13 protein-coding genes are annotated in these 14,025 nt (G+C 52.7%); 4 read left to right on the top strand and 9 right to left on the bottom strand.

Annotation, left to right across the window (positions count from 1 at the left end):
* Nucleotides 1-247 precede the first annotated feature (247 nt).
* The 4 genes from AC2215_RS07570 to AC2215_RS07555 form a co-directional block, all read right to left on the bottom strand.
* Nucleotides 248-3,379, bottom strand: coding sequence for a CHAT domain-containing protein (locus AC2215_RS07570; protein ID WP_486809360.1), 3,132 nt, complete (start codon nucleotides 3,377-3,379; stop codon nucleotides 248-250).
* 111 nt (nucleotides 3,380-3,490) lie between these two features.
* Nucleotides 3,491-4,279 carry a DUF1822 family protein gene (locus AC2215_RS07565; protein WP_486809359.1) on the bottom strand — a complete coding sequence of 263 codons (789 nt, stop codon included), beginning with the start codon at nucleotides 4,277-4,279 and terminating at the stop codon, nucleotides 3,491-3,493.
* 337 nt (nucleotides 4,280-4,616) lie between these two features.
* Entirely contained in the window at nucleotides 4,617-5,420 is an 804-nt protein-coding gene (locus tag AC2215_RS07560; protein WP_486809358.1) for a sigma-70 family RNA polymerase sigma factor, read from the bottom strand.
* A gap of 93 nt (nucleotides 5,421-5,513) precedes the next feature.
* Nucleotides 5,514-5,750 (bottom strand): hypothetical protein, encoded by a 237-nt coding sequence (locus tag AC2215_RS07555; RefSeq protein WP_486809357.1) that lies wholly within the window; start codon nucleotides 5,748-5,750, stop codon nucleotides 5,514-5,516.
* A 169-nt stretch (nucleotides 5,751-5,919) separates the two neighbouring features.
* Here AC2215_RS07555 and AC2215_RS07550 point away from each other — a divergent pair, with 169 nt between their 5' ends.
* The 4 genes from AC2215_RS07550 to AC2215_RS07535 all read left to right on the top strand — a co-directional run bounded on the left by AC2215_RS07550 (nucleotide 5,920) and on the right by AC2215_RS07535 (nucleotide 9,159).
* Nucleotides 5,920-6,252, top strand: a complete 333-nt coding sequence (locus AC2215_RS07550; protein WP_486809356.1) for a hypothetical protein — start codon at nucleotides 5,920-5,922, stop codon at nucleotides 6,250-6,252.
* A 548-nt stretch (nucleotides 6,253-6,800) separates the two neighbouring features.
* Nucleotides 6,801-8,231 carry an MFS transporter gene (locus AC2215_RS07545; RefSeq protein WP_486809355.1) on the top strand — a complete coding sequence of 477 codons (1,431 nt, stop codon included), beginning with the start codon at nucleotides 6,801-6,803 and terminating at the stop codon, nucleotides 8,229-8,231.
* Nucleotides 8,232-8,265: 34 nt separating this feature from the next.
* Nucleotides 8,266-8,481, top strand: a complete 216-nt coding sequence (locus AC2215_RS07540; protein ID WP_486809354.1) for a transposase family protein — start codon at nucleotides 8,266-8,268, stop codon at nucleotides 8,479-8,481.
* 171 nt (nucleotides 8,482-8,652) lie between these two features.
* Entirely contained in the window at nucleotides 8,653-9,159 is a 507-nt protein-coding gene (locus AC2215_RS07535; RefSeq protein WP_486809353.1) for a hypothetical protein, read from the top strand.
* Between the two features lie 101 nt (nucleotides 9,160-9,260).
* On the opposite strand, the gene AC2215_RS07530 is transcribed toward AC2215_RS07535, so the two are convergent.
* The 5 genes from AC2215_RS07530 to AC2215_RS07510 all read right to left on the bottom strand — a co-directional run bounded on the left by AC2215_RS07530 (nucleotide 9,261) and on the right by AC2215_RS07510 (nucleotide 13,930).
* Nucleotides 9,261-9,548, bottom strand: a complete 288-nt coding sequence (locus AC2215_RS07530; protein WP_486809352.1) for a hypothetical protein — start codon at nucleotides 9,546-9,548, stop codon at nucleotides 9,261-9,263.
* Between the two features lie 44 nt (nucleotides 9,549-9,592).
* Nucleotides 9,593-10,567, bottom strand: a complete 975-nt coding sequence (locus tag AC2215_RS07525) for a succinate dehydrogenase/fumarate reductase iron-sulfur subunit (RefSeq protein WP_486809351.1) — start codon at nucleotides 10,565-10,567, stop codon at nucleotides 9,593-9,595.
* A 252-nt stretch (nucleotides 10,568-10,819) separates the two neighbouring features.
* The gene (locus AC2215_RS07520; protein WP_486809350.1) at nucleotides 10,820-11,866 is read right to left on the bottom strand and encodes a pentapeptide repeat-containing protein; all 1,047 of its coding nucleotides are present in this window, start codon (nucleotides 11,864-11,866) and stop codon (nucleotides 10,820-10,822) included.
* Between the two features lie 317 nt (nucleotides 11,867-12,183).
* Nucleotides 12,184-13,032 carry a type I methionyl aminopeptidase gene (gene map, locus AC2215_RS07515; RefSeq protein WP_486809349.1) on the bottom strand — a complete coding sequence of 283 codons (849 nt, stop codon included), beginning with the start codon at nucleotides 13,030-13,032 and terminating at the stop codon, nucleotides 12,184-12,186.
* 409 nt (nucleotides 13,033-13,441) lie between these two features.
* Nucleotides 13,442-13,930 carry a multicopper oxidase domain-containing protein gene (locus AC2215_RS07510; RefSeq protein WP_486809348.1) on the bottom strand — a complete coding sequence of 163 codons (489 nt, stop codon included), beginning with the start codon at nucleotides 13,928-13,930 and terminating at the stop codon, nucleotides 13,442-13,444.
* Nucleotides 13,931-14,025: the final 95 nt, after the last annotated feature.

Genomic DNA, 14,025 nt, shown 5'->3' with positions numbered 1-14,025 from the left:
ATTCAATCCTACCACACCCCCGAACCCACGTAAACTCGTTATCAAAATTGCTTTCATTCTCAATAAATGGGGTCTATTCTCAGCGAAATTGTGGTCGCGATCGAATTTTTTCAGGAACGGGGAGATTTTTGAATTCGGAATGAGGGGAAACGGGGAAACGGGGAAACGGGAGAATTTTAATGAGTTTAGCGCTCTCAATCTGCCAATTCTCCCCAATTCTTCCCAATTCTTCCCAAACTCCCAAATGCTACCGCACCCCCTGGGATACGAAACCCGCCCAATACACCGGACTGGCGAAGGGTAACTCCTCCTTGCACAGTTGCTTCAGGCGACTTTGAGCGGTGTCGATGCGGGTGGCAACGGCAGCCCAGCGTTCGTAGGCTTTCGGGTCGGTGTTTTTGGCCTTGTCGCGATGGGCGGTGGCTTCGTCGTAGCGGTCTTCGAGGATGGCGTTGAGTTCCTTGGAATAGTGGCGTTTGAAGTCTTTGCCCGTCAAGGTTCGCAAGTCCCGTTGGGCGGCTTGGAGGGCGGCGGGACGGTTGCGGGTTTGGCGGTGGTGGTAGTAGCGGATGGTAAACAGGGAAGTGGCGAGGTCATCGACAGACCAGAGGGTACTGACCACATTGCGGGCCCCGGCGCAGAGAAACCCCGCAGCCAGATTCAGGGGGTCGTCGATGAAGTCGGTGGAAAAGCCCAGTCCCGTTTCGCAGCAGGAGAGGAAAATATCGCTCAGGTGGGGCAGTCGCCACGCGGGGGTGAGGAGTTGCCCCAGGGTGATGGTGCCGTCGGCGAGAACCAGGGCCGATTCCAGGGGAGAGTCCAGGCGAGATTGGGCGTGGTGGGAGGAGAGGAGGCTGTGGGTTTGGGCGATGAGGTGGCGGTAGCGGGTGACGGTGGCGTTCGGACCCCGCAGGCGGTTTTCCGGGGGAATCTTCAGGAGTTGGGCGATGCGTTCTCCCTCGAAGTTGGCGCAGGGGAGGTCGTCGGTGGCATCTTCTACGGTTCCGTGGGGGTTAGCTGGGTTCGGTTCCGGGCGATTTTGGCAGAACTCCAGAACTTGGGTGTTGGGCACTTGCCGCAGTTGGAATAAATCCCCCAGGTAGATAGAGTTTTCCGTCGGTGCCAATTCCGGTCGGGACAATTCCTTTCCTAAAATACATCCCTCCTCCCCGCGTCCCCCCGTCCCCGTGTCTCCGCGTCTGTCCGCACAAACGGGAAGGGCGGCGAAGGGGATTTGGTGCAGCAGTAAGTGGGGAACCAGAATCAGTTCCGCGATGCCTTGCAGGTGTTGCTCAATCAGGGTGGAGAAGTCGAGGCGTTGGGTGAGTTGGGCGAGGATGTTGGGGATGGCATCTGCCCAGGTGCGGTAGTTTTGGCTGCGTTCGGCTTCGGTGTCGGCGGTGTTGATAGCAGCGTAGGGGAGAAGCCAGTTTTTGGCTAACCAGACTTGCAAGGATTCCTGGGGATTTTCGGGGGAGTTTTCCGGGCAGGTGTGGCAGCGGGTGGTGACTTCGCCGGTTTCGGTTTGCCGGAGGATGAAGATATAGGTGGTGTCTGGGGTGGTGTAGAAACTCAGCAGGGCGGTGGTGGGTTCGGTGAGGAGGGAAGCGAGGGCGGCGAGATTGGGGGGGCTGACTTGCAGCAAACCGGCGGAAACGGGGTCGAGTTGGCTCAGTTGCTGGCGGAGTTGTTGTTTTTCGGTTTCTAGGGTGCGAATGGCTTCCGTGGCGGCTTTGAGGGCGGCGCGGTTCGATTGCTGTTTGTTTGCGCGATGAAGAGATCCCCCCCGGCCCCCCTTATGAAGGGTAGACGATTGATGTTTGTTTGCGCGATGAAGAGATCCCCCCCAGCCCCCCTTATGAAGGGGGGAGTCATTTGGGTGTCGGGGATAGTGTTGGTCGAGGGGGGAGGAGTTTGGGTGTCGGCGGGAGGGGTCCGAGAAAGTCCCCCTTGTTAAGGGGGATTTAGGGGGATCTGCCATCCCCACACCGGAATTCAACCCGCGCAGGGTATCGATTTGGGTTTGGCAGTCGTCGATTTGTTTCAGGAGGGTTTGAATTTCCGAGGGAATGTTGCCATCGCGATTCAGGTTGCTACCAGCCATCAGTTCCACCAGACGCTTAGATCGAGAACGTTCGACGGTTTCTAGGGCTTTACCGTAACAGTTGAGGTTGAAATAGCAGCGAACCAAGCGGGTGTAGACTTCGGCAACTTCGTTGTGGACGGCTTGGCGGCGGTCTTCGTGGGCGGCCCAGGTTCGCAATCGTTCGCTGGCGGCGAGGGCGGTTTCGTAGGCCGTGGCGGCATCGATCCAGTTTTCGGTCTCGAAGTGGAGGTTCCCAAGGTTGCGGCTAACGGTGAGGCAAGTAGCGGGTAAGGTTTCGATAGTATAGACTTGCAAAGCTTGCTCGTAGTGGTGAATGGCCGCCTCCAAATTCTCGGCCCGGTCTCCAGAAATACGATCGCTGTAGGCAGCCGCTAAGTTATTCTGGGTCATTGCCCATTGTTGGGGAAAAGCGGTGCGGGTATAGACTTGCAAAGCTTGCTCGTAGTGGTGAATGGCCGCCTCCAAATTCTCGGCCCGGTCTCCAGAAATACGATCGCTGTAGGCATTGGCTAAGTTATTCTGGGTCGTTGCCCATTTTTCGGGAAAAGCGGTGCGGGTATAGACTTGCAAAGCTTGCTGGAAGTGGTGAATCGCCGCCTCCAAATTCTCGGCCCGGTCTCCAGAAATGCGGTTGTTGTAAGCATTGGCTAAATTATTCTGGGTTGCCGCCCATTTTTCGGGGAAATCCTGGAGGGAAAAGACCTGCACGGCGAGTTCGTAGGCAGCAATGGCCAGTTCCAGGTTCAGCAGCCGATTTCCCAGGGGAAATTGCTGAATCAGATTGCCAAATTCACCTACATTCTCGGCAATCGTCTCTCGCGCTTCGGAACTCTGATTTTCAAGGGCTGGCTTCATCAACGGGAATACCCGCAGCAATTCCTCATTCAGCCGCCCCAGATTTGCCTGAAAAAAGGGATAGACCTGTTGGGGATTGCCACCGTGTTCGGCGATGCATTGCAACAGTTCCCCGAGAAATTGCAGTGCATCCGGGTTGGGTGGGGTCTCGGTGGCTATTTCCTCCGTGGGAAGTTCGATTCCGAGGGCTTGGGCGAGTTGTTGCCCCAGTTGCCCCAGAAAGTTCGCTGCGTCGGTTTGTCCGTTTTCCTGCAACTGCGCCGCATATAGCGCCATGACTTGCAGCAAGCCAACATCGACGAGTTCTCGATGTTGCTGCAAAATCTCGATTTCCTGCCCTTCGGGACAAGTTAGCAGGGTTTGAATGAGTTCTGCGTAGGCTTGAATGCGTTGTTCGTCGATTTGTTCTGGGTTCATGGGTGTTTCGTCGGCGATAGATTTTCTCGTTATAGCCATCAGCCTTCAGCCTTCAGCTAATTTAGACTTGTCACTCGATGGGATATCCTTCATCTAGCTACAGCCATACCGCTACAGGTTGGATTGCCACACATTTGCCAAACGCTGCATCAGGGCTTCTGCATCTTCTTGGCGCGCCACCAAATCCCCCGACAGGTTGTTCTCCCGTACCGCCGCCAACTCTGGGGAACTGCCCGATAGCACCCGTGCGGCTTTAATGCCCCAGCGATTGGGCTTCTCCTGGCGGTAAATCCGTTCTAGCATCGCCACCAACATTAACTGCTGATGTTCGTCGGGTTCCGGATTGGATTCGGGGTTCGATTCGGAGTTCGATTGAATCTTCTTCAACTCATCCATCCCTCGTTCGAGGCGATGGAAATAGTCCACCATCTCATCCAAACTTTCCAACGCCTCCAACTCCACCTCGTCGGGAACGTCTTCGGGGTCGAACATCGGCGCAAAGCCCAGCAGCCGCACTTGTTTGGCTTCTATTTTGTCCTCGTTCTTGTTTTGTGGCATTTCCACCACCAGGTAGCCGATGCGTCCTTCCTGGGCTGCGGGGGGCAAGGGGCAGGTTTCGGCATCGGGTTCGGCAACGAGGCATTCAATTCGTCCGATACCGGCAATCCAAATATCGGCACTATCGGACAAGGTTCGGGTTACCGGATTCAAACTGTCTTCCTCGGGTACGTCGTATCCCAGCCAGTTTTGCAAATATTCCATTGCGGCGAATACGGCGAGGGTATGGCGATACACCCGCGCGGCTTTTTCGGGGGTGGGTTGCGCGGCGGCGAACTGTTTGGCTTTTTGGCGAACGGTGGTGGGAATGGGAATTTTTAGGGTTAAATCTTCGTCGTTCATGGTGTTTTTTTGGGTTAATTGAGCTGTTAGCTTTCAGCCGTCAGCCGTCAGCATTCAGCGTTGTGATGCGGGTGGGGTAATGGGCATTGGTGAAGGGTTAAGGTTGTATTCACTTTGTCAACCTTCCATCGATTTGCCGAAAACCCGGAGTTGGGGGGTCTCCCCCCAATCCCCCCGTTGGGGGAGGCGTTCGTCCCCCAATCCCCCTGCGTAAAAGAGTGAAGTCGCGAGGAATCATGGGTTTAATGGAGGTCGAAGAATTGCACTTGACATTTGACAAAATTGCTTAACTTGTCACCTATTGGTAATGGGATGCACCCGGAATGTGGCAGTTGATTCATCCCTCCTCTCCAAATAAGCGCCGAATCAGCGGCAGGCACTTGTGTTGATAGAAATCACTCAGGGTGGAAATTCGGGTGTGCAAATCTGCCTCTAGGTCTTTCCAAGGTTCGTCCTCTATCCCTCGCCGCCAGAGGAGGAGTTGGGCGGTAATCTCCGGTTTCCTGCGAACGTGGGTTGCCTGCAATTCCCCAGTGGGATCGGTTTGGATGAAGTCCCGCAATTGAGCGATAATCGGGTCGGGTTCCGGCGCGGGTATGGATTCGGCGATATCCATCCACTCTCCATCGGGCGATCGACGTTGTTGCCGTTGCTGCTGTTCCTCTCGGGCATTTTTCTCTGCATCAAGCAGCCGAAATTTGAGATACTTATTCAGCCGATGCAGAATCTTACAGGTGGGTTCGCTAAAGGGCTTTTTTGCCGTCGTCGCTTCCCACAAATTCCCCCAAAAATAGCGCCAGGTTAACGACAACGCATCTTCGTAAAGGGGGGAATCGCGCCGTAATAGCTGCCCCGACTGCTGAATTTTGCGGGCGATCGCATTTTTGATTTTGCGCCGTTGGGGGCTGTTTTCGGGATAGGGCAACCCCTCTTGAATCAGGGCGTGTAACTCGGCATTCAACGAGTCTGCATTCGGGTTTTCGTCGGGATTTTCATCGGCCGTATCGTCGAACTCGTCACGTTCATTCGCATCTTCATTGCCATCGGGGTTTTCGTTTCGATCGAACTTGTCATCAAATTCGTCATGCTGATTTTCCGGCATGGTTAACTCTCGGTGGGGATGGAATTCAAACTGTTCCATAAGCTCATCCACATTTCAATTGCATATTTTCAACACAAAGTAAAAAGACCAAATCCTTCTCCGTGTCTCCGCGTCTCCGCGTCTCCGCGTCAGTCAAAACGAGTAAATGAGATGGGTTGCAGCTGACTGCCCTCCCGAGGGGATGATGTCCGGAAACCGAGAATGCGATCGTCCGTGCATCGTACTGCGAGATTCAACCCCAAACCGGGGCAATCGCAGGGGGATTACCTCGACTGCCATCGCGAGGTGCGATCGGGAAAAACCACTCACCGCCTGACGATTCATCCATCGTTCGATCGGGATTTTGGGTCTCCATCGATTCCAATCCATGGGGGATTTCCTAACGCTGCTACTCCATTAGCAGGCGATCGAACCGGTTTTTACGGGAATAGCAAAAAAAATTTCAAAAATTTTTCGATCGGGCGAAATTTCCCACCTCGCCGTAATTTTGGAGGATTGACGCTGCTCTGTCTATAGCTATTGACAAAGTGTATTAACTATGCATAAAATCCCTCATAAGCCAGTTCGCAATTCGATTCAACGTCACAATCGCGATCGAATCGTCGGTGAAATACTCCGACAATCCCAGCAAAGCTTCGCCCTCGCCAAGCGGCACTATAACTTTGCCCTGGCGGTAACGGGAATCAGCGTGTGCGTCAGCCTCGGATCGATGGGGGCGATCGCTGCGGGGAAACTCTCGGAACGGGCGATCGCGGCGACGGCAGGAACCCTACCTCTGGTGGGCTGCGTGCAACTCCTCAATACCGCCCGCAAACACATCGAATCGGCAAGCGAACAACTCAACGATGTCCTTGACAATTTAGACAATTAATGCAGTACGGGAAACGCGAGGTGAGGGTTCAGGATGTTCGATCGCCCGTGAGGGGATGTGGCATCGACTCATATAGCAGTCGCCAGGTTCGTTAGGACAATCAGTGCGTTCGCGAAGCGTGTGCATCAGCACAAACATCTTGCTCGCGTTCCCAACAATCGTGTCGGTAGAAATGTCCGCGCCCAAAGTGAATACCGCTATATAGCAGTCGCCATTTGAGTTAAGACAACACCAGCCAATTGTGTAATCTGCCGGAAGTCTTCCCCCCGGGCTTCCAATGCTTCTGATGCCACCTTCGCCCACCTTGGTTTTGCTGGACCCATCGTCGATCGCCCAAATGCTTGTGCCCCTACAGCCTCCCAATTCCCCCACACCCTGGAGGGCAAAGCATGTGGATTGATTAGATTTTGTTTGTTGCAGAATCGATCGCTCAAATGCTTGTGCCCCTACAGTTCTCTGTCCCACGGTCCTCTGGTGGCAACTAACAGTTGTGGTTAAAATTGGGCAGGCCGCTAAATTTTAACAATTCCCGACGATCGCGTACTTCCATGAACGATTCCCCCTCAACGGCTAGCACCTCATCGGATTCCATCCCCGAGAAAATGAGTTTTCTCGAAAAACTGGCCTTCGGGGCCGGGGATATGGGACCGGCGATTACAGCCAACGTCCTGGTGTTCTTTCTGGCATTTTTCTTTACCGATGTGGCGGGGTTGCCAGCGGCATTGGCTGCCTGGATACTCGCCATCGGGAAAGTGTGGGATGCGGTGAACGATCCGATTGTCGGTTTTTTGAGCGATCGCACTAAGTCTCGCTGGGGGCGGCGACATCCCTGGATGATTTTCGGGGCGATTCCCTTTGGATTGTTCTTTTTCTTCCAGTGGATCGTTCCGGACTTCGGCAACTGGGGTAAGTTTTGGTTCTACGTGGGGATCTCGATTCTGTTCAACATGGCCTACACGATCGTCAATTTACCCTACACCGCCCTCACCCCAGAACTCACCCAAGACTACAACGAACGCACCAGCCTCAATAGTTTTCGGTTTGCCTTCTCTATTGGCGGTAGCCTGCTGTCGCTGATTTTGGCGTTGTTTATTTTCGAGGCCGTTGAAGATTTAGCCCTGCGCTACATCATCCTGGCTGGGGTTTGTACGGTTCTGTCGGTTGTGCCGCTATACCTATGTGTTTGGGGAACCCGCAGGCGCGTGGCGGCGATGGATGCCCGACGGGCCGAAACTGCAGAACCCACGGAAGCGATTCCCTTTTTCGAGCAGGTCAAAATCGCCTTTAGCAACGTTCCCTTCCTCTACGTGATGGGAATTTATCTGTGTTCCTGGCTGGCAGTGCAGGTGACAGCCACCATTATTCAGTACTACGTTGTCAGTTGGATGGCACTGCCGGGGGCTGCATTTACCCAAATTGCCTTTGCGGTGCAAGCGACGGCTTTGTTGATGCTGTTCGTTTGGACCCCCATTAGCAAGCGATTGGGTAAAAGAGCGGTCTATTTTATGGGGATGAGCATTTGGATTATCGCCCAAGCCGGATTGTTCTTCCTCCAGCCGAATCAAGTGCCGCTGTTGTACGTTCTAGCAGTGATGGCGGGAGTGGGAGTCTCGACGGCGTACTTGATTCCCTGGTCGATGCTACCGGATGTGATCGATCTCGACGAACTGAAAACCGGTCAGCGGCGCGAGGGGGTCTTTTATGCATTTATGGTGTTGCTGCAAAAAATCGGTTTGGCGATCGGATTGAATTTGGTACTCAACGCCCTCGGTTGGGCGGGATACATTGAAAGTACCGCCGGACAACCCGCCCCCGTTCAACCGGATTCGGCACTACTGGCCATTCGGATCGCGATCGGACCCTTACCGACGATCGTTTTAATTGCGGGAATCGCTCTGGCGTATTTTTACCCGATTACTCAAGAAGTTCATGCCGAGATTCTCCTGAAGTTGAAAGAGAGACGGAACGGCGATCGTTAATTGCGATGGGTGAACACTGAAACTGATTTCCTGTTTGTTACGGGGAATGGGGAACGGAAGAATGAGGGTTTCAGAAAAACAGCATAATCGTGCCCTGGCACGACTGCGGGTGCGAGTTGAACATCTCATCGGTCGCCTCAAGATTTTCCGCATCTTCTCCGAACGATATCGCAACCGCACGAAACGGTTTGGCTTACGCTTGAACCTCATCGCTGGGCTGTTGAATGCTGAACTGGCAAATGCTTCGTGATTCATGCAGGAGGTCTAGTGAAGAGCCATTAAAATATCGATTGTTTGAGTTGGAAAGCTGGTGTAGTTTAGAAGTATTCTGTCTCTTAGGATTAATGCAGTAAGAATTACCCTGAGTGAATCTACGCTTAATTTTTGATGTTTTTTAGAGTTTAACGTTAAACAAAAAACGATGGGAAAAGCTAGTCGAAGGAAGAAGGAAAGACGTAACGCTAGAAATCTCTCACTGCCAGACATTAGTGGGGAGTATTTAAAAGTAATAGAGGAAGAGGAGCGGAGGACTAGAGAGCTAGACGCGCAGAATTACCCAGATGATTTACCAGAAATTAAATTATGCAATTCACAGGAGCATGATGCTGTCATTTGGCGAGAAGACTATGCTCGTCGCCCTATGCCGTGGCGGTGGATGCAAGCAAATCTCAATGACCTCAGAGATATTGAAACTGAGGTGGGTGATTCGGCACCAGCGTCTTTGACTGGAACTATTCAATTTCTTGAAGCGCTTCTTTGTGCCCTAACAAAAGGGGATATTGACTGGAAGAAGCTTAGGCGGGCTGGGCATTTATTAAACGAAGCGGGAGGTATCGACCTAATGCACGAAGTTTGTCATTCTGCTCCACGCGAGACGTGGAGGTGTATCGATCTGGCGTGGGATGGAATAGGAGCTTGGTTGGCTTGAGAAAAAATAAAAAGTCTGGTGGAGAGAGCCTCCGTGTGAGGAGGTCTACTGATGACGAAGCACAACAACACAAATTCCCCACACCCTACCGAAACCTGAGGTTAACGCAATCCCAACCAGGTAAACAAGTCCTGATGGGTTACCGTTTCCAGGATAACCAGCAAGATAAAACCGAGCATGGCAAATCGCCCGTTCACTTGCTCGGAATATCGAGTCCAGCCGAAGGCAGGTTCTGCGGGGTCGATCGCTTCATCGTTCGTGGCTTCTGGGTTTTGCGTTTCCAGGGTGGAAGATTCTGTTTCTTGGGGTTCTGTCATGTCTGAAGTATCCGAACTCATCGCGATCGCCCGAGCGCAAAGCCTCTCCTGGGGAGAATCGCGAATTTCCATATCTACTATGAAACAAAACGCGATCGAGCGGAAGTCACCGCAACTCACCGACGCAATTCCCGCACCGAATCAATCAGCGATCGCACCTCAGCAGTCCCCTCCGAAGCCTCGAAACCCAACGGAAACTTGCCCCGTACCAGCATCCGCAGTCCTAGGGGTGCCAAACTCATCAAGCCTTGCAAATCGCGGAAATAATTTCCCACCACCTGTATGCCAAACTGCCGTTCGTCGATCCAGCCGCCGGATTTGACCAAATCGACCAGCACTTTGCGGTGGCGGATAGGGCGACTGACGCTGCGATCGTTCCGGGCTAAAATCTCCCCTTTCACCTGGCTGATGCGATCCATCGGGGCGACTTCCATGGGGCACACCGAGTTGCAGTAGTAGCAGCGAGTGCACCCCCAAACCCCTGAAGTTCCTTCGTTATATTGTTCCAGACGTTGTTCGGTTTGTCCGTCGCGGGAGTCGGTCACCATTCGCTGGGCTTTGGCAAGGGCATGGGGGCCGACAAAATCCGGATTCACCTCGCGAGCGTTACATTCCGAGTAGCAGGCACCGCAGAGAATGCAGTTGCCAGCGCGATCGAGTTTTTCCCGTTCTTCGGGGGTTTGCAGGAATTCTCGTTCTGGAATCGATCGGGCACTGCTGCTGACGTAGGGTTCGACGGTTTCGAGGTTATCCCAAAAACTGGTCATATCCACCACCAAATCCTTAATGGGGGGCATATTTCCCATGGGGGCGATGGTAATCGTGGGTTCGCCGTTCCCAGGGGTGCGATCGAGTTCTCCCCCCACGTTCTCCTTACACGCCAGGGCAGAACGTCCGTTGATGCGCATCGAACAACTGCCGCAGATGGTATTGCGGCAATTTTTACGAAACGCCAGCGTCCCATCCAACTCCCACTTAATCCGATTCAGACAGGTGAGAATGGTATCGCCGCGATCGACATCTAGGGTAAAAGTCTCGGTACGGGGCGCTTCGTTGCGGTTTTGGCGGAGAATCTCGAATCGAACTTCCATAGTGGCGCTGGAAAATTTGGGTACCCTATATTGTAGGATTCCGACGATTCACCTGTGGGATGAGTTTAGAATGATTTAGCCTCATCGCTATCGAGCAGCCATATTCAGGGCTTGGGAGGCACAGGAAGAATCGATAGTAGATAGTGGGAGCATCTTGCTCCCGATTCCCCCAATTCTCCCGTTTCTCCCATCTCCGCATCTCCACGTCCCCGCGTCACCCCATAACCCTCACACCCCATCCCCCAAAAATCTTCAATCAATCTCAACGTAGGGTTGCAACCAATCTCGTATCGCTTTGGGAGAAACTTCCGGTCCCGCCATTGCCCGCGTTCCCACGGCGGCTTCCGTTTGAGTGTAGGTTACCTGTTCCGGACAGGGAGCGGTATCTTCGCTTAAGAATATTTCATCGAGCTGTTGACCGGATGCGGCTTCCACCAGTCTCACCCAAGTCACGCTACGATAGCGATCGACGACGAATTCTGGCGCTCCGGGATTGTCTTGAGACTCGGCGATCCCATCGTAAAAGCAGCTTTCGATTTTCTCGCCTTGGGTATTTTGGTCGATGCAAACCACCAGTTCTACCTCGTTGCCAGTTTTCGCCACCCACGACTCTGATAAATAGCGATCGTCGAGAGTTGTATTCAAGCTCGCCACGATCGGGTGCGTTTTTGACGTAGACTCATAGGGTGTCGCGCCCGCCACCGGAGTCCCATCGCAAGCCGCGAGTAGTTTCTTGGGCGGAATATACTGTTCGCCATCGGGTAAAATTGTCGTTTCGTCGAAGCGCGCGGCTGTGAAGTTGAGGGCGTTCCCGATCTCGCTCCCAGTAAGATTCGCTCCAGTGAAGTCAGCTCGTTCGAGGTTAGCCCCCGCGAGGTTAGCCCCTTCAAGATTCGCCCCGCTTAAGTTCGCCTCAACGAGGTTAGACCCTTCAAGATTCGCCCCGCTTAAGTTCGCTTCCGTTAACAGGGCACTCTCGAGATTACTTTTCAAGTTTGCCCCGACCAAATTGGCTTTGCTCAAATGCGCGTCCGTTAGATTTGCCCCTTCCAGGTTCGCCTCGCTCAAATCGGCATTCGCCAGGTAAGCATCCGTAAGTTCGCACGACGGACACTCTTTGCTATTTTTCAAAACTTTGAGATTTCGATCGACCTCTGATGGAAAAACTGCTTTCACGGTCTTGCTAATCGTTCCGAGGGCGATCGGTAAAATGACGATCGCACCGATTCCGATGAGGAAAAATTTTAAGCAACCTTGACAACCGGATGTGACGCGAGTTCCGGGATTGGGTTGTGTCATGGATCTATTCTCTCCTAACAATCGACAGCTCCCTCCCGTGAGGGATTCAAGTTTTAGCCTGTGATTTCGTGGGGGGCGGCTATGACATCGAACCATGAATCGAACGATGGCATTGAAGATTGACAGTCCGCCCCTGCAAGTGTTTGGAGAGAAAACAGCGGCACAATTTCGATCGGAGCGTGCGTTCGAGATAACGCGATCGCATCGGTCAAAACTGCTCCGATTCAAAACTAGCACAACAAAATCGGGGCGAACCACAGTTCGCCCCGACATCATCGAGATATCGTAACGCTTCGAGGGATTTTCGACTCTGTTTTTTAGACTTTGGTGCGATCGGTCAAAATTTCATAACCGTCTTCAGTCACCAATACAGTATGCTCGAACTGAGCCGAGAGGGAATTATCCACCGTCACTGCCGTCCACTTATCCGAGAGGATGCGAGTGTGCTTGGAACCTTGATTGACGATCGGTTCGATGGCCAAGGTCATGCCCTTTTTGAGTTTGACATTGGGCATTTCGTGGGTGCGGAAGTTGAAAACCGACGGTTCTTCGTGTAGGTTGCGCCCCACGCCGTGACCGGTAAACTCTTCAACGATGCTAAATCCGTTGGCTTCCACGTGGTCTTGAATTGCCCCGGCCAAATCGAGTAAGCGGCTTCCGGCTTTGACTTGCTCGATGCCTTTGTACAAGGCTTCTTCGGCCACCCGAATCAGCTTTGCCGCTTCGGGACTCACTTCTTCTACAGCAATGGTGATGCAAGAATCGCCGTGGAATCCTTGATAAAAGGCTCCGGTATCGACTTTCAACACGTCCCCAGAACAAATCACTTTTTTGCGATTGGGAATCCCGTGGACGACTTCATTGTTGATGCTGGCACAAATCGAAGCGGGAAAACCGTAATACCCTTTGAAGCTGGGGGTTGCTCCCATTTCCCGAATGCGTTTTTCTGCATGAGCGTCCAAATCTGCCGTTGTCATGCCCGGTTTGACAATTTCCGAGATTTCTTTAAGTACGGTGGCGACAATTTTCGCCGATTGCCGCATGATTTCGATTTCGCGGGAGGATTTGACTTGAATCTGGCGGCGTTGTTTTTTCAGACTCGGAAGCTGACTTTGAACTTTCTTTTTTGGGGCTGGATTGGCTAGAAGTTCGCTAAAAATGTTCATGTGAGATGGGGAGAAGTTGGGAATCGTAACTGCAAGAGTTGAGAAATATTTGCAATGTCAAGATAGGCTACTAGAAGAGAAAATCTCGATGGTGCGATCGAAGGCGGAAAGCGCATGGGGAACGAGATCGTGCCGCGACGCTTTTGGATTTTTGCGATCGATGTCTCGAAGCAGTATCTTATATACCGTAACAGATTCCTACGGTCGTTGCGGAATCGGATTCGTCGGTCATTTCCAAAGTTGGATCGTTCGCTTCGGAGGAGTTATTGAAGTGAGGAGAACCTAACGCGAAGTATGGGTGTTTCGTAAAGGGGAACGGGGAATGGGGAATGGGTATATATGGGGCTTGACAAACAGCCTTTGATTTTACCTCGATCGCCCCAAATTGATTCCGATCGGGAGAGCGATACTAAACTTGAGATTGGGGAGGGGCGATCGTGATTTCCCCCGTCATCCCCGCTTCCGTATGTCCGGCGATCGTACAGTGCAAGTAGTAGCTTCCCGGCTTCATCGGTACGAATACCCACTCGGCAACGGCTGTCGGTTTGAGTTCGAGTTCGTGGACTGCGCCTTTGACCTCGACGTTACCCGCTTCCACCTTGCGCGTCCAACTGGCATCGGCAAAGTCTTTGGAGGTGAAGTAGTGTTTTTGAGGACTGGGATTATCGAGAATCAACTTGTAAGTTTTCCCAGCAACAAACTCCAAGGTATCGGGGAAAAATTTGAGTTCTCCGGCGGAACTGCCCAGGCTGATGCGAACTTCTGTGGCGTTCAAACGAGCGATCGCCCCTTCGAGATTATCGGGCACATTCTCTGCGAATGCCGGAGAGATTCTGCATTCGAGTACCAATAAGAGCAACAGGAGTCCGCGACTGAGGAAATCTAAAACACGAACCATCGCAATTTGAAAGCGTTTGTACATTGCCGATTACCTTGTGTCCACCTGCAAAGACGATTCCAAATTCTCCGCGTTATCCAAAGCCGTCCTATTAC

Source organism: Zarconia sp. (genome assembly GCF_057467645.1).
The sequence above is the reverse complement of the archived record's forward strand: the minus strand, read 5'-3'. Positions and strand labels throughout refer to the sequence as shown.